The sequence below is a fragment of the Bacteroides caecimuris genome (assembly GCF_001688725.2).
GTDB lineage: Bacteria > Bacteroidota > Bacteroidia > Bacteroidales > Bacteroidaceae > Bacteroides > Bacteroides caecimuris.
Map to the genome: position 1 here is coordinate 4,540,921 of NZ_CP015401.2, position 21,444 is coordinate 4,562,364.

At 42.7% G+C, this 21,444-nt stretch carries 12 protein-coding genes and 1 pseudogene; 8 read left to right on the forward strand and 5 right to left on the reverse strand.

The features are described from left to right. Positions 1-10: 10 nt before the first annotated feature. Positions 11-1,186 (reverse strand): efflux RND transporter periplasmic adaptor subunit, encoded by a 1,176-nt coding sequence (locus tag A4V03_RS19475; RefSeq protein WP_065540032.1) that lies wholly within the window; start codon positions 1,184-1,186, stop codon positions 11-13. A gap of 179 nt (positions 1,187-1,365) precedes the next feature. Next, positions 1,366-4,473, reverse strand: coding sequence for a glycoside hydrolase family 2 TIM barrel-domain containing protein (locus A4V03_RS19480; RefSeq protein WP_065540033.1), 3,108 nt, complete (start codon positions 4,471-4,473; stop codon positions 1,366-1,368). A 484-nt stretch (positions 4,474-4,957) separates the two neighbouring features. On the opposite strand from A4V03_RS19480, the gene A4V03_RS19485 reads away from it, so the two are divergent. From A4V03_RS19485 to A4V03_RS19500, 4 genes are read left to right on the forward strand one after another with little or no spacing between them, the layout of a single operon-like run. Beyond that, complete coding sequence (locus A4V03_RS19485) at positions 4,958-8,083, forward strand: SusC/RagA family TonB-linked outer membrane protein (protein ID WP_065540034.1); 3,126 nt, start codon at positions 4,958-4,960, stop codon at positions 8,081-8,083. 11 nt (positions 8,084-8,094) lie between these two features. Next, positions 8,095-9,891: a RagB/SusD family nutrient uptake outer membrane protein gene (locus A4V03_RS19490; RefSeq protein ID WP_065540035.1), complete on the forward strand. Its 1,797-nt coding sequence runs from the start codon at positions 8,095-8,097 to the stop codon at positions 9,889-9,891. A 27-nt stretch (positions 9,892-9,918) separates the two neighbouring features. After that, positions 9,919-12,690, forward strand: a complete 2,772-nt coding sequence (locus tag A4V03_RS19495; protein ID WP_065540036.1) for a SusC/RagA family TonB-linked outer membrane protein — start codon at positions 9,919-9,921, stop codon at positions 12,688-12,690. Between the two features lie 8 nt (positions 12,691-12,698). Then, entirely contained in the window at positions 12,699-14,354 is a 1,656-nt protein-coding gene (locus A4V03_RS19500) for a RagB/SusD family nutrient uptake outer membrane protein (protein ID WP_065540037.1), read from the forward strand. A 96-nt stretch (positions 14,355-14,450) separates the two neighbouring features. Here A4V03_RS19500 and A4V03_RS21480 read toward each other — a convergent pair. Continuing rightward, positions 14,451-14,645 (reverse strand): annotated as a pseudogene (locus tag A4V03_RS21480) (DNA-binding protein); the annotation flags it as partial. A 72-nt stretch (positions 14,646-14,717) separates the two neighbouring features. On the opposite strand from A4V03_RS21480, the gene A4V03_RS19510 reads away from it, so the two are divergent. Continuing rightward, entirely contained in the window at positions 14,718-15,710 is a 993-nt protein-coding gene (locus A4V03_RS19510) for an Rpn family recombination-promoting nuclease/putative transposase (protein WP_065540038.1), read from the forward strand. Between the two features lie 126 nt (positions 15,711-15,836). On the opposite strand, the gene A4V03_RS19515 is transcribed toward A4V03_RS19510, so the two are convergent. After that, positions 15,837-16,448: an HU family DNA-binding protein gene (locus tag A4V03_RS19515; protein ID WP_065540039.1), complete on the reverse strand. Its 612-nt coding sequence runs from the start codon at positions 16,446-16,448 to the stop codon at positions 15,837-15,839. 337 nt (positions 16,449-16,785) lie between these two features. On the opposite strand from A4V03_RS19515, the gene A4V03_RS19520 reads away from it, so the two are divergent. Both A4V03_RS19520 and A4V03_RS19525 read left to right on the forward strand, forming a co-directional pair. Next, on the forward strand, positions 16,786-18,708 hold the full coding sequence (locus tag A4V03_RS19520) for an Ig-like domain-containing protein (RefSeq protein WP_065540040.1): 1,923 nt from the start codon (positions 16,786-16,788) through the stop codon (positions 18,706-18,708). Continuing rightward, complete coding sequence (locus tag A4V03_RS19525; RefSeq protein ID WP_065540041.1) at positions 18,647-19,528, forward strand: DUF3108 domain-containing protein; 882 nt, start codon at positions 18,647-18,649, stop codon at positions 19,526-19,528. Before A4V03_RS19520 ends, A4V03_RS19525 begins: the two co-directional genes overlap by 62 nt. A gap of 12 nt (positions 19,529-19,540) precedes the next feature. Here A4V03_RS19525 and A4V03_RS19530 read toward each other — a convergent pair whose 3' ends face one another. Beyond that, positions 19,541-19,951, reverse strand: a complete 411-nt coding sequence (locus A4V03_RS19530; protein ID WP_065540042.1) for a PaaI family thioesterase — start codon at positions 19,949-19,951, stop codon at positions 19,541-19,543. A gap of 205 nt (positions 19,952-20,156) precedes the next feature. Here A4V03_RS19530 and A4V03_RS19535 point away from each other — a divergent pair, with 205 nt between their 5' ends. Continuing rightward, on the forward strand, positions 20,157-21,359 hold the full coding sequence (locus A4V03_RS19535) for a glycoside hydrolase family 88 protein (RefSeq protein WP_065540043.1): 1,203 nt from the start codon (positions 20,157-20,159) through the stop codon (positions 21,357-21,359). The last annotated feature ends 85 nt before the right edge of the window (positions 21,360-21,444 follow it).

Consider the following 21,444-nt stretch of genomic DNA (forward strand, 5'->3'; position numbering starts at 1 on the left):
TATCTGATTATTAGTTGAAGGCTGTGGCTAAATTACCGTCGCGTTGGTCTTTCAAATGTTGTTGATAGTTTGCTTCTTTTTGCGCCGGTGTGATAGGCTGAACCTTCTGGCCATCTTTCAGGTTTTGTACTCCTTCGATTACGATTTTATCTCCTGAATTCAAACCGGAAGTAACCAAGTACTCTTTTCCGTTATCTAGATTGAAGATTTTGATTTCTGTATATTTTACCGTGTTGTCCGGTTGCAAAACATAAACGAACTTCTTATCCTGGATTTCTACTGTTGCAGACTGCGGTATAGTGATTACATTCTCCATGGTATAAGGAATCAGAACGTTTGCAGTACCTCCGCTACGCAATACATGTTCCTTATTCGGGAAGATAGCACGGATGCTTACCGAACCGGTAGATTGGTCGATAACGCCTGTGATAGCATCTACTTTACCCTCTATATCGTATGTGGAACCATCAATTAATTGCAGTTTGATAGTCGGCATTTTGCTGATTTCTTCTTTGATAGTGCTACCGGACTTGGTCATTGCCAGCAATTCCTTTTCTGTCATTGAGAAGTATACATATACTTCGTCAATCTCGGATACAGTAGTCATCGGCGTAGCGATAGAAGGGCTTACCAATGCTCCTACACGATAAGGGATATTGTTGATAACGCCATCTGACGGACTTTTAACTTGTGTGAATGACAAGTTCTGTTGAGCAGTGGTCAGTTGCGCTTTTGCTTGTGCCAACTGAGCTTTAGTCTGTGCCAAGGAGTTTTCTGCCATTGCCAGGTCATAGTCACTGATGATTTGCTTTTTGTTCAACTCTTTCTTATTGTCATACGTCATCTGTTGGGTACTCACTGCTGCTTCTGCTGTAGCCACTGCTGCTTTGGCAGTGCGTACAGCTGCTTCGTATTGAGTCGGATCAACAATGAACAGCACTTGCCCTTTACGTACAGCTGCTCCTTCGTCTACACAGAGTCTCGTGATGAAGCCCGATACTTGGGGGCGGATTTCTACATCTTGTTTACCTTTAATTGTAGCCGGATAGGCAGTTGTTAAATTAGCAGTCGTTTTTTGTAACTCTTGTACTGCATATTCAGGGACCTTTCCTGTGTCATTGCTCTTATTGCCACAACTAGACAAAAGGACTACACAAAATGCAAATAAAACAATTCTACTTTTCATACTTAAATATCTGTTTTTTAATTTAATGCGTTTGTTTCCAGTGTGCTGTTCATCTATATAGATAAGGGGGTTAAGGAAGAAAAACCGGAAACTAAATTGCCTAATTTAGTTTCCGGTTGCAAAATTACTTTAAATTCGGTATTCTTGTTCTCTGATACCGTGTTTTTTAACTATGTTTTTTACTTTATTTTATGATATACAGGAGTCATAATAAAACTTAACTCATAATCTTGGTAAGGAAGACGATATTTCTCCAGTGGGATAGCTCCCCAACTGTTGACACAGGCAAGTCCGGCTTGTGCCTTGTCGATACAGAAGTTGGTGAAGTTTGCCTTTTCCACTTCCGGCGAGTGACGCTGTTCTTTGCCGTCGCCGTCATCCAATGACTCGATGGTGTAATTCAGGGCAGAAGCGGAGAAAGGAGCACTCGATACGAATTGTAGTCCATTGCCACTGATGTTCAGAAGTCTCCACCAGCGGATATCCGTTTTTGTCCCGGTTTCCTGCGGGCGGATGTAAGGATAGAATTGTTCTTCCACTGTCTGGCGATATTTACCTAACATTGCCGCATGGTTGCGGTCGGCGTAGTTTTCACCCGGGCCACGGCCGTAATATTCTATCTCGTTGAAGTTGACTGGCATACGCATTTGCATACCGAAGCGGAACATGTCAGAAACTTTCTTGCTCTTGTCTGCTGCCATCTTTTGGGTAACTTTCACTGCTCCTTTGTTGTTAATGATGTAAGTCAGGGATAATGTTCCGCCAATCGACTTCATATCATATTCGGCACGAACCACTGCCTGATTGTTTTCAATAGCATGTTTCAGAGAAGTCAGTTTCAGTTCCGGATTCTTCCAGGCAGCATATTTGTGTTGCAGTCCGGCTCCGAAGTCATTGTCGGTCGGTGCACGCCAGAAGTTAGGAGTCAGTGCGCTGCCATCTTCCATCAGTTGCATACCGTTGACGTCGTAACGGCAGAGATAACCGTTGTGTTTGTTGAAATCCATGGAGAAGTTTTCACCTTTCACAATCAGGTAGTTGTGGTCGTTGCCCAAGATGCTGGGCACGATGACCGCAATGTTAGAAGCTTGTTGGTTTTCCAGTTTCAGTTCCGGTGCTTTGTAGTCACGGATGCTTAGCTGATCGTAAGCGATGGTAGCTCCTGCCGGCAGCAGTGTTTCGGCAGTTTTCAGTTTGTAGCTCACGTTGAGCAGCAATTCTTTACAAGGACAGATGTTCTTTGTATCAAATGGAATTTGCACTTTCACAGTTTGTTGGGGTGCTACTTTCAGGTCGGATACGATGCCTGTTTGCACTACTTCTCCGTTTGCCAGTAATTGCCATTCCATATAATAAGCAGATAAGTCGCGGAAGAAATACTCATTAAAGATATTGATTTCACCTTTGGCAAGATCAGCTGGAGTCGTCCATATATTCTGATAGAAATAAGCTACTTCGTATGCGTGCGGATTGGGTACGCGGTCGGGGCTAATCAAACCGTTGTCGTTGAAGTTATTATCTGAAGCGTCGTATTTGTTGAAGTCACCGCCATAGCCGTAGATGCTCACTCCGTTTTTGTTTTTCCAGTGGCAAGACTGGTCTACGAAGTCCCAGATAAATCCGCCCTGATATTTCGGATATTTGCGGATGATGTCCCAGTATTCTTTGAATCCTCCTTCGGAGTTACCCATGGCGTGTGCGTATTCACATTGGATTAACGGCTTTTGGATATTGCCTTCGCTATATTTGATACACGCGTTATAGTCATAGTACATTGGGCAGAAAATGTCGGTGAATTCGCTGATTCCTGCTTGTTCGTATTGTACGGCACGTGTCTTGTCTTCATTCTTGATCCAAGTGTAGCATTTTTCAAAGTTTGGTCCCATACCGGCTTCGTTACCCAGTGACCAGAAGATGATGGACGGATGGTTGTATCCACGTTGTACGTTGCGTTGGTTGCGTTCCATGTGGGCTTTGGCGTAGATTGGGTTCTTGGCCAGTGTCTGGTCGCCATAGCCCATTCCGTGAGATTCTATGTTAGCTTCGGCTACTAAATATAGACCGTATTGGTCGCAAAGGTCATACCAACGGTTGTCGTCCGGGTAATGGCAGGTACGTACGGCATTGATATTGAGTTCTTTCATTACCTTGATATCTTGCAACATACGTTCGGTAGAAACTACATAACCGCCGTCCGGGTCCATTTCGTGACGGTCGGCTCCTTTGAAGAGTACCGGTTGTCCGTTTACGAATATCTGTCCGTCTTTCAATTCAATTTTGCGGAAACCTACTTTAACAGGGATTACTTCTACTACGTTGTTGCCGTTTTTCAGTGTAGCGGTCAGCGTGTAGAGATTAGGCGTTTCAGCAGTCCATTTGGCCGGATTGGAGACGGATAGGGTTGTGTTGAGTTTACCCGAACCTTTCAGGTCGGCAGTCGCTACGCTGTTGCCTTGAACATCTTTCAGGTTCAAAGCTACTGTGCCGCTTCCTTTCAGGTCAACGACTATATTTAATGTACCGTCTTTATATTGGCTGTCCAAATCGGGAGTGATGCGAATGTCCTGGATGTATTTCTTGTCGCGTGCGTAAAGATAACAGTCGCGTCCTACGCCAGAGTAGCGGAAGAAGTCCTGATCTTCCAGATAGCTGCCGTCGCACCAGCGGAAAACTTGAAAGGCGATGATGTTTTTACCCGGTTTCAGGTAGTTTGTTAGGTTGAATTCAGCTTCCAGTTTGCTGTCTTCGCTATATCCTACGTAACGTCCGTTCACCCAAAGATACATATTGGAGGTTACCGAGCCGAAATGTGCGAAAATTTCTTTGCCTTTCCAGTCGGTAGGAAGGATGATTTCTTTGCGGTAAGAGCCTACGTGGTTGTTTTCTGTCGGCACTAGCGGAGGGTTGTTTTTGAATTGGCTTCTCCAGGCATATCCTACGTTGACATAGATAGGGTCACCGTAGCCGTTCAACTCCCAAACACCAGGAACTTGAAGGTCATCCCAACCTTTGTCGTTGAAATTAGTCTGATAAAAGTCAGTCGGGCGCGCGTCTGCGTGTCTCACCCAGTTGAATTTCCAAAGACCGTTCAGGGTCATGAAATTTGTGGAATTTTCTTTAATGCCGACTTTAGCTTCATCAGCCGATGCGAAAGCAAAGTAATTAGTGTGCATAGCGGAACGGTTTACGGAATTCACTTCCGGATCTTTCCACTCGTTGAAGCTTTGCGCTTGAATTGCTGTCAGTCCCAATGCAGCCAAGCAGCAAGAGAGTAGTTGTTTCTTCATGGGTTTTTGTATTAGGTTTGAATTTTGGGAGTCAAAGATAGTGAATATTTTATTCAGTGAAGGCGAATAATAAGTCTAAATAGGTATATCAATAGTTCAATTTCAATTTATTAATAAACTATCTAATGAAGTCTGGTAACGGAATGTGGAGTTAGCTTAGATTTACGATGAGAGAAGAGCTTGGTGAATTAACTTTTTAATATTACTTTTCGAGTATGGTAGAGTCAAGTAAAAGCGATGAATAGGCTATATTTTTTCTAGTGTGATCCCCTGATATTATGGATAATACAGTTAAATTAAACGCTTGGTATTTCTTGCTCTGTACTATTTTGTATCTTTTTAGTATAATAATTGTATATTAAAAATTATTGTATTCATTTAATTTGCAACGAGATTTTTAACAAACCTATTTCTAATTCTTAAATTTATTATTATGAATAAATTGACGAGACTAAAAAGATGCAAGAGGTGCATCAGTACGTTAATGCTTATGTGTTGTTCGCTCTTGGCATGGACGCAAAATACGGTAACGGGAACTGTATTGGATGAATCTAACCTAGAGGTTATTGGTGCCAATGTGAAGGAAAAAGGCACGGCTAACGGTGCCATTACCGACATGAATGGTGTTTTCCATTTAAAAGTAAGCAGTCTTCAGAAGGCAGTTCTGCAAGTTTCATTCATGGGATATGAACCTCAAGAAGTGCCATTAAATGGACGCAAACAACTGAAAGTCGTTTTAAAGGAAACGGCTAATGAGCTTCAGGAAGTTACAGTTGTAGCTTATGGTACACAAAAGAAAGAAACTCTGACAGGAGCTATTTCTGCTGTAAATAATGAGGCGTTGATACGTTCGCCAAATGCAAGTGTGGCCAATTCGCTGGCGGGGCAGATTACAGGACTTTCATCCGTTCAGACTAGCGGTCAGCCGGGCCAGGAAGACCCTAAGGTATTTATTCGCGGAGTGGGTTCTTTGACAGAAAGTGCTTCCTCTCCTTTGATTTTGGTGGATGGTATAGAACGTTCGTTTTTTCAAATGGACCCGAATGAAATAGAGAGCGTGACGGTCCTGAAAGACGCTTCCGCTACTGCTGTGTTTGGTGTACGTGGTGCAAATGGTGTAATTTTGGTGACTACACGTCGTGGTAAGGAAGGTAAAGCGAAAATCTCAGTGAATTCTTCAGTTGGTATCCAGATGCCTACCCGTATGCTTGAAATGGCAGATAGCTATACGTATGCTACTTTGAGAAATGAGATTATAACAAATGATAAGCCAAATGCTACCGAGAACGATTTGGTGTTTAATAATTATGCAGTTGAACGGTTCAGATTGAATGATGAGCCTATTATGTATCCCAGTATCGACTGGAGAAACAATCTGCTTAATAAAACATCTGTGCAAACGCAGCATAACCTGAATATTTCCGGAGGAACAAAGGATATACGTTACTTCATATCTTTAGGTTTCTTATATCAGAATGGCTTGCTGAAACAGTTTGAAGGAGTGGGGTATGATAATAATTATAAATACAAAAGATATAATTATCGCGCGAATTTAGACTTTAATGTAACTAAGACTACTACGCTGAAGATCGGTATCGGCGGGATTGTAGGTAACCGAAATGAGCCGATGATTAATGATGCGACTAATTCGATTTGGACACTGATTAATCAGACAGCTCCGTTCAGTAGTCCAGGTGTGATTGACGGACAACTCATAGTTACCCCCGAAGAACGTTTTGATAATAAAATCCATCTGGGCAATAGTGCTTTGCCTAAATGTTATGGGACAGGTTACTCAACAGCTATTAATAATACGATGAATCTGGACCTTCTGTTGAATCAGAAGTTGGACTTCATAACCAAAGGGTTGTCGGCGGAAATAAAAGGTGCTTATAATACGAGTTATGGCTTTACCAAAAAACGTAAAGGACAAGTGGAACAATTTATGCCTTTCTATCAATCTTCTTTGGAAGATCCGTCACTTGGTTATGATTCACCGGATTTCAACAAGAATATTGTTTATAAGATCAAAGGAGAAAATAAGAGCTTGCAATATGAGGAAACTTCGTCGCGGGCACGAGACTGGTATCTGGAAGCAAGTCTGAGATATAATCGTAAGTCTGGTTTTCATAATGTCGGGGGATTGTTCTTGTACAATCAGAGTAAGAAATACTATCCCGCTCAGTGGGTGGGAGTACCGTCTGCTTACATCGGTTTTGTAGGTCGTCTGACGTATGATTACAAATCTCGTTATATGGCAGAAGTTAACTTCGGCTATAATGGTTCTGAGAATTTTGCTCCGGGTAAGAGATTCGGTGCGTTTCCTGCCGGTTCCATCGGTTATATCCTGTCGGAAGAGGCTTTCATGAAAAAACAGAAGGTGGTTGATTATCTGAAATTCCGTGCTTCTGTCGGCTTGGTCGGAAATGACAATCTTGGGAATAACCGCTTCTTATTCCTGCCGGATTCTTATGATGTGAATCTGAGCGGAGTAGACGGGTGGAATAACAATAAGTATGGATTCAACTTTGGTTATAACAGCAAGGCGTTAATTCTGGGTGCATTGGAGAAGCGTCTGGGCAATCCGAACGTGACTTGGGAAACTGCGCTGAAACAGAACTATGGATTGGACGTTCATTTCTTGAAGAGCCGTCTGAAAATCTCTTTGGACTATTTCCTCGAAGAGCGTAAGGATATTCTCATCAATCGTAAGACAGTACCTTTATTAACGGGATTGACATCATCTATTTTACCTGCTGTAAATATGGGCAAAGTGAAAAACCGTGGATATGAGGTAGAAGTGAGGTGGAATGACAAGATCGGGCAGGTTCAGTATAATGTTCAGGCAAACGTTTCTTATTCAAAGAATAAGATTATTTTCCAAGATGAGGTTGAGCCTAATGAACCTTATATGTGGCGGACAGGAAATCCGGTCGGAACACTCTTCGGGTATGTGGCGGACGGTTTCTATACAGAAGCGGACTTCGAAGAGAACGGCAAACTAGTGGCAGGTCTGCCCGATCCGGGTGTGTCCGTGAAGCCGGGTGATGTGAAATACCGGGATTTGAACGGTGATGAGGAAATTACTTCTGACGACCAGACTATTATTGGAAATCCGACTCGTCCGGCTTATACATTCGGATTGAATTATGGTATCAATTACAAAGGCTTTTTCCTGACGATGAACTGGACTGGTGCTGCACAACGCTCTTTGTTGCTGGACGGAGCTTTCAGAGAACCTTTTGGTAATGGTAAAGTCCGTGGTTTGATGCAGTTCCATGCAGATACGCGCTGGACACCGGAAACAGCTAATACAGCTACTACACCGCGGTTTACAGAGACAAATGCAGTCTATAATATGCGTTCCTCCTCTTTGTGGGTGCGAGACGGTTCTTATTTGAAGCTGAAGAATGTGACAATAGGATATAACTTCACAGATAAGAAGATGTTGAAGAAACTGGGTATCCAGCAGTTAGGCATAAAACTGACAGGCTATAATCTGCTGACTTTTGATAAGTTTGACATCATGGACCCTGAATGTAATCCGAATAATGCGGATTCTTACCCTATCATTAAAATATATAATTTAGGTATTAATCTAACCTTTTAATAGTGCTGACAATGAAAAACTATAAAAAGTATATAGGCTGTCTTTCTCTCTTTGTACTGACACTGGTAGGGTGCGAAGACCTTAAATTTGGAGAGAAATTTCTGGATAAGCCGATAAGTAACGAACAGAATATCGATTCTGTTTTTAATAAAAAGGTATATGCTGAGCAGGCACTGGCGGAAACTTATCATTCCCTGCCGGATTATCTGCCGATGCAAGGACGTCTGGGATATGGCGTTCTGGAAATGCTAACCGATCTGGGTGACTGGACGAAAAAGGGAGCGCCTAGATTCTATACAGGAACAGTGGACGGAACAAATACATATCTGGAACATCTTCCATATCGGTTGGATGTTGCCAATGCTACGATAGGAGTAGGGCCGGTTTATGGTATTCGAAGAGCCTACATTTACATTGAGAATGTGGATAGAGTGCCGGATATGACTGCGGATGAGAAAGCGATAGGAAAAGCGGAAGCGCAAGTAATCATTGCCTATCATTATTCTCAAATGCTCCGTTATTATGGTGGTATGCCGTGGATAGACCATGCATATATGGCAGAAGATGAGATGAAATTTCCCCGTATGACAGTGGAAGAAACCGTACAGAAGATTGTTGGATTACTGGATGCAGCAGCCTCTGTACTGCCTTGGCAGGTGAATGCAGATAATGACGGACGAATGACGGCTGCTTCTGCTTTAGCGTTAAAGTCCAGAGTGCTTCAGTTTGTGGCGAGTCCTTTATTTAATGCTGAAAAGCCCTATCTGGAAGGAGATGCTTCGTCTCAGTTCCTTACTTGGTATGGCAACTATTCACCGGACAGGTGGCAGAAGGCGTTGGATGTCGGATTAGAATTTATGCGGGCTAATAAAAAGAACTCAGACGCTTATCAACTGGTGAATACAGGTAATCCCCGCGATGATTTTGCAGCAGGATATTTCAATCGCCATAACGGTGAAGTCTTGATTTCTTCTAGAAGATTCACCACTTATGCTACGGGAAAGACACCGTTCGCCCAGGTACGTTATGGAGTTGCTTCTCCTACACTAACCTATGTCGATATGTTTCAGATGAAAGACGGGACAGAATTCGACTGGAACAATCCTGATCATAAAAAATTCCCCTTCTTTGATAAGGACGGAAACCCCAGAAGAGACATCCGCTTATATGAAACGGTTGCTGTGAATGGAGATAAGTTTAGGGGCGCCCAGAAAGTGCAAATTTACGAAGGAGCCACCCAGGCGCCTTATAAAGACGGACGAATGAGTTACAATGGGGTTGCCATGAGAAAATTCATACGGAACTTCAATGACGAAGTGAATGGTAAATTTTATTCTTGTCCGTTGATCCGCCTTCCGGAGGTTTATTTGAATATGGCCGAAGCGATGAACGAATTGAATAAGGCGGAAGTCCGTGATGAGTTTGGCAATACGGCTTATGATTATCTGAATAAAACCAGGTTGCGTGCAGGTATGCCTCCGATTTCGGCAGCAGATGTTCCGGCCGGTAAACCATTGCGTGAAGCGATATTACGCGAAAGAGCCATTGAATTCGGCTATGAAGAAGTACGTTATTTCGATCTGGTACGTTGGAAACGCTCAGATATATTTACCGGACAATTGTCACGTCTGATTATTAAAAAAGCGGCCGGTGAGCCAAGCGGCTTTTCTTATACCGTATCTCATGCAATGGCGGAAACGCGTCAGTATGCAAAACCTGAAAAGTGGAACGACAAGTATTTCCTGTTGCCTCTGCCTATAGATGAGATAAACAAGAAATATGGATTGATTCAGAATCCGGGTTGGTAATAATCAAATCGTTGAACAATAAGAAGAATGATTATGAATAAATCACTTTATATCGTAGCTTTCTCGTTGGCGTTTGCCACTACGGGTATAGCGCAAAATAATGAAGGACAAGATAAGGTAATCGATCTGGGCACACAGACGACCACCGAATTACGGAAGACACAGGCTGTCTCTACCATTTATTCGAATGAATTAGATAAAAATGCTGCCACTAGTCCTTACAATGCCATTTATGGCTTGTTGCCGGGATTGAGTGTGATGCAGAACACTAGCTGGGGCACAGATAAATCTCGTCTCAATGTGCGGGGACGCGGTTCTTTGAATGGAGATACACCTTTATTTGTAGTAGATGGTTTTGCACGCCCTCTCGAATATATTAACCTTTCGGAAATAGAATCAATATCCGTTTTGAAAGACGGTGCTGCTACTGCTCTTTGGGGAGGCAGAGGCGCCAACGGAGTGGTATTGATAACTACCAAACGCGGTATATATAGCCAGAAGGATATAAAAGTAGACTATAAGTTTGGTTTAGGCTTCCCTGTTAATCAGCCGGAATTTGCCGATGCTTATACCTATGCCAAAGCCCGTAATGAAGCATTGAGATATGATGGTTTGCAACCGGATATGGATGAGGCTTCTTTCCTGTCCGGAGGCAATAGCGATCTTTATCCAAATGTGGACTGGCAGAAAGAAGCGTTACGCAATCATACAACCAGTCATCAACTGGACATCACTTTCCGCGGAGGTGGCAAGCGGCTTCGTTATTTCAGTGTCCTCAATTACAAAAACGATATGGGGCTGCTGAATAGCAAATACACTGATTATACAGATCGCTATAACTCCCAGATGAAGAAATACTTCCTCAATCTTCGCATGAATCTGGATGTGGATATTACGGACGCGACAAAATTGAAACTGAGTATGCTCGGTATGCTGCGAGAGACCAAGCGTCCCACCACGTCGGAAGCTACTTTGTTTGAACAGATTTTCAACACCCCGTCCGCCGCATTTCCCGTGCAGACACAGAATGGATTCTGGGGCAGTAACAATGTGCTGAAAACAAACCCGATAGCCAATCTGGCGGACGTAGGTTATTATAAACTGAATCAGCGTATGTTGCAGGCGGATTTACGGTTGGTGCAGGATTTGTCTGTATTGACTCGCGGGTTGAGTGCGGAACTCGCTATTGCTTATGATAATAATGCGACCTATCAGGAAACAGCCAAGAAAAGTTTTATGTACCAGACCATTGAAAAAGGCACAGATGGAGAACCGATTTACACGAATTACGGAAATCCTAACGATGAACTGGAAATCAGCAACAAAGGATTGGCCAATCAATACATACATGCCAATTTTGAAGCGAAGGTCAATTATCACCGGATATGGGATAAACATGATTTTACGGCCAGTGCTATGTTTCGTCAAGAATCAATGACGTTGACAGGGGCTAATAACAGTCGTTACCGTCAATACATCATCGGAACCGCAGGTTATAATTTTGACAACCGTTATATGGTGGATATCGTAGCCAACTGTTTTGGCAGCAGCGTGTTGGGGAAGAACGACAAGTATCGTGCATATCCCGCCATTTCTGCCGCCTGGATACTTTCGAACGAGAATTTCATAAAAGAAATTTCCGCTTTTGATTATCTGAAGCTTCGTGCTTCTTACGGACGCTCCGGATATGATATTTATGATTATGACATGGATAAGCAATATTGGGTAGGAAGCGGTGCTTACTATTTTCAGGCCGGAAATACTTCTGCCGGAAGTAGCCTGAAGGAAGGAGTGTTGGCAATGGAACAACTGGATCTGGAAGTTGCGGATAAATATAATATCGGTTTGGATATGAGCCTGTTCAAGGGACTGACTTTTTCTATTGACGGTTTTTATGACAAGCGCACTAATATCCTGATTGACGGAAGTGGGCTGATCTCATCGGCAATCGGGGTTACTATTCCACAGATGAATGCAGGAAAGGTGGAAACAAAAGGAACGGAACTCTCTGCCATGTGGAAAAAGGAATACAAGGACTTCAACTATTATATCGGAGCCAACTTCTCCTATGCCAAAAGTAAAGTCGTAGAAAATGGTGAGGGATATCAGCCGTATGGCTATTTGTCTAAAAAAGGTTACCCTGTCGGGCAGTGTTTTGGCTGGGAGGCTATCGGTTATTTCAGAGATGAGGCGGACATAAAGAGCAGTCCTGTGCAGAAATTCTCGGAAGTACGTCCAGGTGATGTCAAGTACAGGGATCTGAATGGTGATAAAGTGATTGACAACAATGACCAGAAGGCGATAGGATATTCCACTGCCATACCGGAGATTTATTATGGCATTAATTTGGGATTTGAATATAAAGGTTTCGGCGTGGATGCTCTGTTTCAAGGAGTAGCCCATTATAGTGTGATGTTGAACACTGCCAGCGTATACTGGCCGTTGAGAAACAACACGAATATTTCCAGCTGGTATCTGAATGACAGAATCCGCTGGACGGAAGAAACGAAAGACATCGCAAATGTCCCCCGCCTGACCACGCTGGATAATGCCAATAACTTCAGAAACAGTACACAGTGGTTGGAAAACGGGAGCTATTTCAAACTTCGTAACCTGAATGTCTACTATAACCTTCCTTCCTCTTGGGTGAAGAAAATGAAAATGGAGAAGATTCAGGTATATGCGAGAGCTAACAATCTTTTTTCGCTCGACCATGTGAAGTATATGAACAGTGAAGATCTGAAAATCAATTATCCGGATATGACTTCTGTTTATTTCGGGTTGAATATTAACTTCTAAAATGTGAGATGACCATGAGAAAATATATCCTATTATATACAGGTTTGCTATTATCCGTATCGGGGTGTAGCTTGCTCGAATTGGACGAATCGACAGGCTTGGACAGGGAAGAGGCCTATTCTTACTTTAGCAATGTGAAAGGTTTGGCTACCTACGTTTATAGCCAGTTGCCCGGAGATCTCGGAGTGCTCGACGGGGCTTTGAGGGAGTCTGCAACGGATAATTCTGTTTATGTCTGGAGTGATAATAGTGTTCACGACTTTTATAACAATGCCTGGAGTCCTAACAATGCAGTCGATAATATGTGGTCGAAGTGCTATGGAGCTATCCGTTCCGTCAATTCATATCTTGAAAACTATTCACAGGAAAAACTGGAGCGTTTCCGCTGGAACGACACGTATGAAGAAGACATTGCCAAAGCTACCATGTCTCGTGAAGAATTACGGGTGTTGCGAGCTTTTTATCTGTTCGAACTGGCTAAACGATACGGTGATATTCCACTTTTGACACGTACGTATGCTTTGGATGAAATCAACGGCGTGGAAAAGACTTCTTTCAATGAAGTGATAAAATATATCTGTGACGAATGTAGTGACGCGGCCAAAACTCTGCCTGTCAGTCATCAGGACTTTTGGGCGGAGACGGGACGTGTGACCAAAGGTACAGCGTTGGCATTGAAATCCCGTGCTCTTCTTTATGCGGCGAGTTTGTTGCATAATCCCGCACAGGATGCCGATAAATGGAAAGCGGCTGCCGATGCGGCTTATGCTATCATAAAAGAGAATTGGTACAGTTTGCCGAAGACGAATGTAGATCCTCTGTATGACAAGAATGGTGGAAACGATGTATTGAAATCTCCGCAATTAATTTTTGAACGTAGAAATGGGGAAAGCTTTGATTTTGAAGCTAACAATTTGCCCATCAGTTATGAAAAGGGGAAAACAGGCAACGTGCCCACCCAGAACCTGGTGGATGCCTTCCAGATGACTAATGGAAAAGACTTTGACTGGGAACAGATTACACCGGGGCAGAATCCGTATGAAGGCAGAGACCCGAGATTCTATAAAACGGTGCTTTGCAATGGCGATACATGGATGAACTCGACCATCCAGTCTTATGAAGGAGGAAAAGACGGTGCCGGAACAACCGGAGCGACTACCACAGGTTATTATTTGAAGAAGTATATGAATGAGACTGTTTCTCTAGCTCCTTCCAATGAGAAAAAGAAACCGCACCATTTCATCATATTCCGTTATGCGGAAATTCTCCTGAACTATGCGGAAGCAATGGATGCCTGGAAAGACGCTGATTATACGGATAATGACCATCCGTTGTCTGCACGTGCGGCACTGAATCAGGTGCGTGCTGCTGCTGATATGCCTGCCATTACAACAAGCGGCGACGCGTTTACTGAAAGCGTCCGTCGTGAAAGACGAGTGGAACTTGCGTTCGAAGACCATAGGTTTTGGGATATCCGCCGTTGGAAGATTGGCGATAAAACCAAGGATATTTATTGTATCAAGATCACCATGAAGAACGGTTCTCCCGTTTATAAGAAAGAATTGCTTGAAACACGTAACTGGGATGATAAGATGTACTTATATCCTATACCACAGACTGAATATTATAAGAATCCTAATTTAGGTCAAAATACAGGCTGGTAACTATGACTAAGCGAACCCTAAAAGTTTTTGTCTAACTTTTAGGGTTCATTTTTATGGGAAGAAGTCCTTTTCTATGTGTGGTCCCTTGTTCCAGTTTTATGCTGCAGGATCCGGGGTCTCACTGCTACCGCCTTCGTCTGGATTTTCCGGTTTATTTCCCCCTCCATTTCCGGAAGAGGTGCCGCCGTTTCCTTCCGTCTTGTAGATACTTACATTATCCAGCATATCCTTAAATTTATATCCCGGAGTAAATACGATTTTCACTCGATGAACGGTGCCGGCATCTACATCTTATTATACTTTTGACTAAAATTTGTCCCTTTTGCCAAATATAATGCTTACCTTTGCTAAAAACGTATTCTTATGGAACAGAAAGATAAATATATTCGTTTTGACTGGGCTATTAAACGCCTTTTACGCAATAAGGCTAACTTTGGCGTGCTCGAAGGTTTCCTCACAGTATTATTAGGCGAGGATATTCATATTCTTGAAATTTTAGAAAGTGAAGGTAATCAGCAACGGGAAGATGATAAATTTAATCGTGTTGATATTAAAGCCCGTAATAGTAAAGATGAAATAATTCTTGTCGAAGTTCAAAATACTCGTGAACTCTATTATCTGGAACGAATCCTGTATGGGGTAGCTAAGACTATTACCGAACATATCGATCTGGGCGAAATCTACTCTAACGTGAAGAAAGTATATTCTATCAGTATTCTTTATTTCGACATTGGGCAAGGAAGTGATTATCTTTATCATGGGCAGAATACATTCTTAGGTGTACACACGGGCGATCATCTGAAAGTTACTACCAAAGAACAGGGAGCTATTGTTCGTAAGTTGCCGGCTGAAATCTTTCCTGAGTATTTCCTTATCCGTGTGAATGAGTTTAATAAAGTAGCAGTTACTCCTTTGGAAGAATGGATTGAATATCTGAAGACAGGATGCATACGTCCCAATACAAAGGCACCCGGACTTGAAGAGGCTCGCAAGAAACTGGTTTATTATAATATGGATAAGGCTGAAAAGCTGGCATACGATCGCCATATAGATGCGGTAATGATACAGAATGATGTGTTGAGTACTGCTAAATTAGAAGGGCGTGAAGAAGGGCATCTGCTTGGACTTGAGGAAGGACGGCAACGAGGACTTGAGGAAGGTATGAAGAAAGGGCTGGAGCAAGGCATTGAGCAAGGCATTGAGCAAGGCATTGAACAAGGCATTGAACAAGGTATCGAAAAAGGTATCGTAAAAGAAAAAACAATCACAGCCCGTAAGTTGAAATCTCTCAATATTCCCGTTGATACTATTATACAGGTTACCGGTTTGTCGTTAGAAGAAATAGAGAAACTCTAATTGTTTTTTGCTATTTTCTTATTTAAGAACTCCTCCTTCTATGAATATATCAAAAGAGTTCTGCACTGAACAATTTTTTTTTTGTCCAGTGCAGAATTTTGGGTCATTCCGCTAAATGATTGTAATTCATTCTTCGATTTTCTTTGCGTAAACTACCAGTTTGCCTGCTCCATAACGGATCAACAATCCACGTTCGATAAAGGTGTTTAACTCATTGATTGCCCGTTGCTTGTCATGTCCAGTCATTCGACAATAATCTGCACGGGTCAGGCAGGGAAATCGTTGGAGGTGCTCATTGATTAGCTTCAGACATTCTTCTTCACTCCGTCCTTTTCCATGAGGGCGGGTGAACGATGCTCCACGCTCCGGTCTCATTTGCTGACCCACTTCTTTCTTGAACTGTTTACCTGCTCGGAAATTGATATTTTTCAAGCTGATGGATTGTGCATGCACATCTTTCTTTTTCATTACGGGAGGTCCTTGTAGGGATACGGAAAAATATCCGATGTCTCCCAGTTCTACAATCCATCCGTTTGCAAGCAAATCTCGCAATTCATTTTGGAAAGACTGCATGGCACCTACCAATAGGCTACGGCTTATTCCGGTGAATTTGTGAACACGATCCAGAAATTCTTCCTGATCGATCGTTCCGTTAAAAACAACACGGGGATGAAGCGGTTGTTCTTCGCCTTTCTTCTGAATGTCGGGCGTGTCGTAAAGGTCGTAATGTATACTCATAATCAGAATTGTATTATATTGGCACTTTTATTTATCCGATTGCCTGCGCGGATTTGTTTCATTCGTTATTCTTACTTCGTTTAACTATAGTTATCCTTTCGTATGACTATAGTTATACATAAGGGAGACTATAGTTATCTTTGCGTATAACTATAGTTAAACGAAAAAAGATTAGGCAACAAAGGTAATCTCTTTAGGCAATAAAACTAATTATATTAGCAGGAAAAAAATAAAAACGTCGCAAATATTGTTTATTACCTTAAGTCACCCTTTCCTTTTTTAATAAATTAGCTAGAAAGTGTGGTGTTTATTGAATAAGAACGTTTATTTTTGCAGCATGCTACAATTTGAGAATCAAAAGATAAAACAAATAGTTCGCAAGGTGCTTCCGGTAGTAACGTTGGGGGTGATGTTATATTCTTGCGCTAGTATTGGACGACCGGACGGGGGCCCTGAAGATATGACGCCGCCCCGTTTCATCGGCAGCACTCCGGAGGCGGGGGCTTTGAATAATAAAAGGACTAAAGTCTCTTTAATGTTCGACGAGTTTATTAAGCTGGAGAAAGCGACTGAGAAAGTCGTTGTTTCCCCTCCCCAAATACAGCAACCGGAAATCAAGGCTTCCGGCAAGAGAATACAAGTCAACCTGCTCGACTCTCTAAAGCCGAACACAACCTATACGATTGACTTCTCGGATGCAATTGTCGACAATAATGAAGGTAACCCGTTGGGAAACTTTGCCTTTACGTTCTCTACTGGTACGGAAATCGATACGATGGAAGTAGCAGGTACGATACTCGATGCCTCTAATCTGGAGCCTATTAAAGGGATGCTTGTCGGACTACATTCCAACCTGAACGATTCGGCTTTCAACAAATTGCCTTTCGACCGTGTGGCACGTACGGACAGCCGTGGACGTTTCTCTATCCGTGGTGTAGCTCCCGGTAAATATCGCATCTATGGATTGATGGATGCCGACCAGAACTTTGCCTTCAACCAGAAGAGCGAAATGATCGCTTTCCACGATTCGTTGATTATCCCCCGCATGGAAGAACGCATCCGCATGGATACGGCTTGGGTGGACTCATTGACTTACGACACGATTGTTGAGAAGAAATATATGCATTATTTGCCGGATGATGTCATTCTCCGTGCTTTTAAGGAACTCAATTATTCACAATATCTTATCAAGTCGGAAAGACTGGTTCCTCAAAAGTTCACGTTCTATTTTGCCGGTAAGGCAGATACTCTGCCTGTTTTGAAAGGCTTGAACTTCGATGAAAAGGATGCTTTTGTGATCGAAAAGAATCAGCGGAATGATACGATCCATTATTGGGTAAAAGACTCCCTGCTCTTCAAGCAGGATACGCTGGCCATGAGTCTGACTTATCTTTATACAGATACTTTGAATCAGCTAGTGCCCCGTACGGATACGCTGAACCTCGTTTCGAAACAGAAATATAAGAAAGAGGATCCGGATCAGGACAAAAAGAAAAAGAAGAAAAAGAAAGGGGAAGAAGATGAACCCGAACCGACGAAATTCTTGCCGGTGAATGTTAGTGCCCCTTCGTCAATGGATGTATACGGCTATATTTCTTTGAATTTTGAAGAACCGATAGCCAGTTATGACACTGCTGCCATACATCTGCGGCAAAAAGTAGATACGCTCTGGAAAGATATACCATTCGAGTTTGAGCAGGATTCAGTGAATCTGAAGAAGTTTAATCTGTATTATGACTGGGAACCGACATTGGAATATGAATTTTCGGTAGACTCGACTGCCTTCCACGGAATATACGGATTATTTACCGATAAGATAAAACAAGGATTCAAGGTGCGTAGTGAAGATGAATATTTCACGCTTCATTTCAATGTGACGGGAGCAGACTCACTGGCCTTTGTCGAATTGCTTGACGCCCAGGACAAGGTGGTCCGTAAGCGGAGAGTGGAAAAGAACGGAATGGTCGATTTCTATTTCCTGAATCCGGGAAAATATGCAGCCCGACTAATTAATGACACAAATGGAAATGGTGAATGGGACACGGGAGACTTTGCTAAAGGCATCCAGCCGGAGGCTGTTTACTACTATCCAACGATATTGGAATATAAAGCGTTGTGGGAGGTGACCCAACCGTGGGATATTCATGCGACTCCTGTAGATAAGCAGAAACCGGACGAACTTAAAAAACAAAAACCAGATGAAGACAAGAAAAAGAAAGATAGGAATCGGGATCGGAATAATCAGAACCGCCGTCGTTGACGCTCGACGTAACCTTATTATTGGATGGATGGCATTACTGACGGCGTTCTTCGCCCTCCCTGCCGGTGCCCAATGTGAAGCGAAGAATGATGCGTTTCAATCCGGCGAACATGTAATGTATGATTTATACTTCAACTGGAAGTTTGTCTGGGTGAAAGCCGGACTCGCCAGTCTGACAACAAATGCGACCACTTATCATTCGCAGCCCGCCTATCGGATCAACCTGCTTGCTTTGGGCAGTAAACGGGCAGACTTCTTTTTCAAGATGCGCGATACGCTGACTTGTGTGATCGGTGAAAAACTGGAACCGCGCTATTTCCGCAAAGGTGCCGAAGAGGGAAAACGTTACACGGTCGATGAGGCTTGGTTTTCTTATAAGGACGGTCTTTGTCTGGTAAATCAGAAGCGTACCTATCGGGATGGAGCGTTTGATGAATCTGAAGCAAGCGATAGCCGCTGTATATACGATATGTTGAGCATCCTGGCGCAGGCACGTTCTTACGACCCTGCGGATTATAAGGTGGGAGACAAAATCAAGTTCCCGATGGCTACGGGCCGTAGAGTGGAAGAGCAAACGCTTATCTACCGTGGGAAAGAAAATGTGAAAGCAGAAAACGGGGTTACTTACCGTTGCCTGATCTTTTCATTGGTAGAATATGATAAGAAAGGAAAAGAAAAGGAGGTGATTACTTTCTTCGTGACGGACGACTTGAACCATCTTCCTGTCCGTCTGGATTTATTCCTGAACTTCGGTTCGGCAAAAGCATTCCTGAATAATGTGACGGGTAACCGGCATCCGCTGACTTCTATCGTTAAATAGATATAGAGATTTTTATTCCTGAACTTCGAAAGGCACTTTCTGATCCTTTCGGAACACGCTGGATTCAAAAATAGCAATCAGCTCTCCGTCTTGGTTTGTTATATCTACCTGATAGCAACCTGTGCTTCGGCCGATATAGCGTTCGCGTGCTTCGGCAAAGAGAGTATCTCCGGGACCACTGGCACGCAGAAAAGTAATAGTGGACGAGAGAGAGAAAGCTAGTGTGCCGTGCGAGTTGGCTGCTGCGGCAAGCGCCAGATCCGCTAATGTGAAGATCGCTCCTCCTTGTGTGCGAGCTCCTGCATTAAGATGTTCGGGTTTTATTTCTAATTTGGCTTTACTGTAACCCTTGCGTGCTTCCAGCAGTACTACGCCTGCATTTTCGGCAAACAGATCGTTCTTGAAGAATTCTTGTGGTGTCATGATGATTTATAATTTACGATTTATGGGCTGGATTCTGATTTATGAAAATGTCACTCAGGTATAAATCATAATTCATGAATCCAAAATTTGTTGCAAATGTACCAAAATAGTTCCTCATTTGGATTATTTGGGTCGGTCTATTCTTTTTAAATGCACTATTTTTGCAGTCAAGAAAATTAATCACTTAACAAATAATCCCTGTATTATGAAAACAATTCTTAGCGCATTAGGACTGTCTCTTCTAATTTTTACGAGTTGCGGTGGACAAAAAAAAGCTGAAGTAGATTTTATTCAGGACAACATCGACAACGCAGTGGTACAAAACACGATTCAAACGGACATTATTGAAAAATCCGGTAAAATCCTGAATCCAAGAACTATCAATAAAGACGGTAGTATATCTTATATACCTATTGATGACTGGTGTTCCGGTTTCTTTCCCGGTAGTATGTGGCTCACGCATCATCTGACCGGAGATCAGAAATGGTTACCATTGGCCGAGAAATATACGGAAGCTCTTGATTCGGTAAAACATCTGAAGTGGCATCATGATGTAGGTTTTATGATCGGTTGCAGTTATCTGAACGGATACCGTTTGGCGGACAAGAAAGAATATAAAGATGTAATTATTGAAACAGCTAAGTCGCTATCTACTCGTTTTCGTCCGAATGCAGGCGTTATCCAGTCATGGGATGCCGATAGAGGCTGGCAGGGAACGCGTGGATGGAAATGTCCGGTGATTATTGATAATATGATGAATCTCGAACTTTTATTTGAAGCAACTGCTCTTTCCGGTGATTCTACTTTCTATAATATTGCAGTGAAACATGCTGATACAACGATGGCTCACCATTTCCGATCGGACAATAGCTGCTACCATGTGGTAGATTACGATCCGGAGACAGGCGAAGTGCGTAAGAAACAAACTGCACAGGGATATGCTGACGAATCTTCTTGGGCTCGTGGACAAGCTTGGGCACTCTACGGATACACTACTTGCTATCGTTATACGAAAGACAAGAAATATCTCGATCAGGCACAAAAAGTATATAATTTTATATTTAATAATAAGAATATGCCGGAAGATCTCGTTCCTTACTGGGATTACGATGCTCCGAATATTCCGAACGAACCGCGTGATGCTTCTGCTGCCGCTTGTACAGCTTCTGCCCTTTACGAACTGGATGGCTACTTGCTGGATAATCACTACAAGGAAACCGCTGATAAGATTATGCAGAGTTTAGGCTCGCCTGCTTATCGTGCAAAGGTTGGAACAAATGGCAACTTTATCCTGATGCATTCAGTAGGTAGTATTCCTCACGGTCAGGAAATCGATGTCCCTCTGAACTATGCTGACTATTACTTCTTGGAAGCGCTGATACGTAAAAGAAATTTGGAAAAGAAATAAGGAATAAGAAATAACCAAAAATAATGAACGGTAAGCAGTGAACGATGAATGCTCTAAGGATTCTAACGTAACATGTTTACCGTTT

What these genes read in the sequence shown, in the direction of transcription:
- A4V03_RS19475 (WP_065540032.1), bottom strand. Translation starts at nt 1,186, where the DNA reads ATGAAAAGTAGAATTGTTTTATTTGCATTTTGTGTAGTCCTTTTGTCT.
- A4V03_RS19480 (WP_065540033.1), bottom strand. Translation starts at nt 4,473, where the DNA reads ATGAAGAAACAACTACTCTCTTGCTGCTTGGCTGCATTGGGACTGACA.
- A4V03_RS19485 (WP_065540034.1), top strand. Translation starts at nt 4,958, where the DNA reads ATGCTTATGTGTTGTTCGCTCTTGGCATGGACGCAAAATACGGTAACG.
- A4V03_RS19490 (WP_065540035.1), top strand. Translation starts at nt 8,095, where the DNA reads ATGAAAAACTATAAAAAGTATATAGGCTGTCTTTCTCTCTTTGTACTG.
- A4V03_RS19495 (WP_065540036.1), top strand. Translation starts at nt 9,919, where the DNA reads ATGATTATGAATAAATCACTTTATATCGTAGCTTTCTCGTTGGCGTTT.
- A4V03_RS19500 (WP_065540037.1), top strand. Translation starts at nt 12,699, where the DNA reads ATGACCATGAGAAAATATATCCTATTATATACAGGTTTGCTATTATCC.
- A4V03_RS19510 (WP_065540038.1), top strand. Translation starts at nt 14,718, where the DNA reads ATGGAACAGAAAGATAAATATATTCGTTTTGACTGGGCTATTAAACGC.
- A4V03_RS19515 (WP_065540039.1), bottom strand. Translation starts at nt 16,448, where the DNA reads ATGAGTATACATTACGACCTTTACGACACGCCCGACATTCAGAAGAAA.
- A4V03_RS19520 (WP_065540040.1), top strand. Translation starts at nt 16,786, where the DNA reads ATGCTACAATTTGAGAATCAAAAGATAAAACAAATAGTTCGCAAGGTG.
- A4V03_RS19525 (WP_065540041.1), top strand. Translation starts at nt 18,647, where the DNA reads ATGAAGACAAGAAAAAGAAAGATAGGAATCGGGATCGGAATAATCAGA.
- A4V03_RS19530 (WP_065540042.1), bottom strand. Translation starts at nt 19,951, where the DNA reads ATGACACCACAAGAATTCTTCAAGAACGATCTGTTTGCCGAAAATGCA.
- A4V03_RS19535 (WP_065540043.1), top strand. Translation starts at nt 20,157, where the DNA reads ATGAAAACAATTCTTAGCGCATTAGGACTGTCTCTTCTAATTTTTACG.